This window comes from Kitasatospora cystarginea (genome assembly GCF_039533515.1).
GTDB classification, from domain to species: domain Bacteria; phylum Actinomycetota; class Actinomycetes; order Streptomycetales; family Streptomycetaceae; genus Kitasatospora; species Kitasatospora cystarginea.
Genome location: NZ_BAAATR010000124.1, coordinates 1 through 3,629, shown reverse-complemented (window position 1 = coordinate 3,629; position 3,629 = coordinate 1). Strand labels below are relative to the sequence as shown.

Below are 3,629 nucleotides of genomic sequence, written 5' to 3'. Positions count from 1 at the left end.
CCGCCGCTGCGCGAAAGACAGCGGGGTCCGCTCGGGCCGGGGCCGGGGCGCCAGGGCCAGCTGCGCCCGGCGGGCCCCCGCAAGCGCGGCGGCCACGCCGGCCGGGGTCGGGGACTCGAACAGGGTGCGCAGCTCCAGCTCGACCCCGAGGGTCGCGCGGACCCGGGCGGCCAGGCGGGTGGCCAGCAGCGAGTGTCCGCCCAGGTCGAAGAAGCTGTCCTGGACACCGGCGTCGGCTACCCCGAGGATTTCGGCGAACAGCTCGCACAGGATCTGTTCCTGGGGGGTGCGCGGCGCGCGGCCGGTGTTGGTCGAGGCGAACTCGGGTGCGGGTAGCGCGCGTTGGTCCAGCTTGCCGTTGACGGTCAGCGGCAGGGCGTCCAGTTCCACGAACGCGGCCGGCACCATGTACTCCGGCAGGCGCTCGCGCAGGTGCTCGCGCAGTTCGGCCGGGCGTGGGGCGGTGCCCGGGGCCGGCACGAGGTAGGCGACCAGTCGGGTGTCGTCGGCCCGGTCCTGGCGTGCCAGCACGGCAACCTGGGCGACGCCCGGGTACTTGGCGAGCGCGGCCTCGATCTCGCCGGGTTCGATCCGGAAACCGCGGACCTTCACCTGCTGGTCGGCCCGGCCGACGTACCGCAGGCTGTCGTCGGTGCCGCGGCGCACGACGTCGCCGCTTCGGTACATGCGCGCACCGGCCGGCCCGAACGGGTCGGCCACGAACCGGCCTGCGGTCAGGCCCGGGCGGTTCAGATAGCCGCGCGCCAGTCCGGCGCCCGCCACATAGAGCTCGCCGGGCACCCCCGGGGGCACCGGCCGCAGACCGCCGTCCAGCACGTACGCGCGCAGGTCAGGGATGGCCGCACCGACCAGGCCGGCCGTGCCGGCCGTGGCACTGGCCCGGTCCAGCGCCGCATGGGTGACGTGCACCGTGGTCTCGGTGATGCCGTACATGTTCACCAGCCGCGGCGCGTCGTCCGGGTGGCGCTCATACCAGCCCGCCAGCCGGGCGGGCTCCAGCGCCTCACCGCCGAACACCACCGTGCGCAGCGCGAGCGAACGGCCGGTCTCCGGTGCCTGCGCGTCCGCCTGCATCAGCTGGTAGAAGGCGGATGGTGTCTGGTTCAGCACCGTCACCCGCTCACGGGCCAGGAGCTCCAGGAAGCGGTGGGGTGAGCGGCTGGTCTCGTGGTCCACGACCACCAGCCGTCCGCCGTGCAGCAGCGGGCCCCACAGCTCCCACACCGAGAAGTCGAAGGCGTAGGAGTGGAACAGCGTCCACACGTCCTCGGCGGAGAAGTCGAACAGCTCCCGGGTGGTACCGAACAGCCGCACCACGTTCCGGTGCGGCACCACGACGCCCTTGGGCTTCCCGGTGGAACCGGAGGTGTAGATGACATAGGCGGGGTGGCGCGGATCGAGGGGAATCGCCGGGTCGGTGTCCGGTAGTCCGTCCAGGTCAGTGGCGTCCAGCAGCAGCCGCTCCACCGGGTCCGCGCCCGGCAGCTCACCGACCTGACTATTCGTCAACAAAAGTGTGGGGCGGGAGTCTTGGAGCAGGTAGGCGATCCGGGCGGCCGGGTACTGCGGGTCCACCGGAACATAGGCGGCACCCGCCTTGAGCACCGCGAGGACGGCGACCACCAGTTCGGCCGAGCGTGGCAGGGCCAGCGCCACCAGTTGCTCCGGCCCCACCCCCCGAGCGATCAGGGCATGCGCCAGCCGGTTCGCCCGGGTGTTCAACTCCCCGTACGTCAGCGTGACTTCATCGCTCACCACGGCGACAGCGGCAGGGTTCACCCGTACCCGCTGCTCGAAGAGTGCGGTGATGCCGCTCTGCGGCGACTCCCCGCTGCGGCCGGTGTCGGGCGGCAGCAGCGCTTCGAGCTCCTCGGCGGACAGCACGTCCACCTGGCCGATCCGCCGGCCGGGGTCGGCGACCACGGCCCGCAGCAGCCGCAACCACCGCTCGACGATCCCCGCCACGGTGGCCTCGTCGAACAGGTCGGTGCTGTACTCCACCAGGACCGACAGCCCCTCCACGCCCGGCCGTTCGGCCACCATGAAGGTCAGGTCACACTTGGCCGTCCCCGTGTGGACCAGGTCGGTCGCCACCCGCAGCCGCGGCAGGTCGAACTCGCCGAGCGGCGCGTTCTGCAGCGCAAGCATGGTCTGGAACAAGGGGTGGTGCGCCAGCGACCGGGTCGGGTTCAGTACCTCCACCAGGTGCTCGAACGGCACATCCTGATACGCGTACGCGGCCAGGGCATTGGCACGCACCCGCCCCAGCAGCTCGGTGAACGACGGATCACCGGAAAGGTCGGTGCGCAGCACCAGGGTGTTGACGAAGAAGCCGATCAGGTCGTCCGTGGCCTCGTCGGTGCGTCCGGCGATCGGGGTGCCGATGGGGATGTCGGTGCCGGCGCCGAGCTTGCCCAGTAGGGCGGCCAGGCCGGCTTGCAGCACCATGAAGAGGCTGGCTCCGCCGTTGCGGGCGAGCTTGCGCAGGCCGTGGTGGAGTTCGGTGTCGATCAGCGCCGGTAGGTGGGCGCCCTCATAGGACATCGCGGTCGGCCGGGGCCGGTCGAATGGCAGCTCGACCTGCTCGGGGAGGTCTGCCAACTGCTCGTGCCAGTAGGTGAGTTGGTTGCTCAGCAGGCTGTTTGGATCCGAGCTGTCGCCGAGCAGCTCCTGTTGCCAGAGGGTGTAGTCGGCGTACTGGACCGGCAGTTGTGTCCACTCGGGCTTGGCCCCTTCGGCCCGGGCCGCATACGCGGTGGTCAGATCCCGCGAGAGTGGCCCCATCGACCAGCCGTCACCGGCGATGTGATGCACCACCAGCAGCAGTACGTGCTCCTCGGCTCCCAGCTCGAACAACTCGGCGCGCAGCGGCGGCTCCATCGCCAGCTCGAAGCCGTACCGGGCCGCCTCGGCCAGCTGCTCCGCCAGCTCTTCCTCGCCGGTTGCGGTCACCCGCAGCCGTGGCCGCGCCGCGTTCAGGTCCAGCACCCGCTGGCACGGCACGCCATCAACCATCGGGAAGACGGTGCGCAGGCTCTCGTGCCGCTCGACCACGTCCACCAGCGCTGCCTGCAGTGCCCGCTGGTCCAGGCGCCCTGAAAGCCGCAGCGCCAGCGGGATGTTGTAGGTGGCGCTGGGGCCCTCCATCCGGTACAGGAACCACAGCCGGCGCTGCGCGAAGGACAGCGGTACCGTCTCGGGCCGCTCGCGCCGCCCCAGCGCCGAGCGCGCCCGGCCGGCGACGTCCACCGCCGCCGCCAAGCCGGCCACCGTCGGCGCATCGAACAGGTCGGCCAGCCTCAGCTCCACACCCAACGCCGACCGCACCCGGGCCACCAGCCGAGTGGCCAGCAGCGAATGCCCGCCCAGCTCGAAGAAGCTGTCGTCCAGCCCGACCGCCAGGACGCCGAGCACCTCGGCGAACAACCCGGCGAGCAGGTGCTCGGTCGCGGTACGCGGGGCCCGCCCCGGGGCCACCGCGACCTGCTCGGGCTCCGGGAGGGCCCGCCGGTCGAGCTTCCCGCTCGGCGTCAGCGGCAGTTCGTCCAACGTCACGAACACGGCCGGCACCATGTACTCCGGCAACCGCTCACGCAGGTGCTCCCGCA

1 protein-coding gene is annotated in these 3,629 nt (G+C 71.8%); it reads right to left on the bottom strand.

Annotated elements, in window-relative coordinates; all coding sequences use genetic code 11:
• The coding region (locus tag ABD369_RS40220; RefSeq protein ID WP_425557892.1) for an amino acid adenylation domain-containing protein at nucleotides 1-3,629 on the bottom strand (3,629 nt) is incomplete at both ends.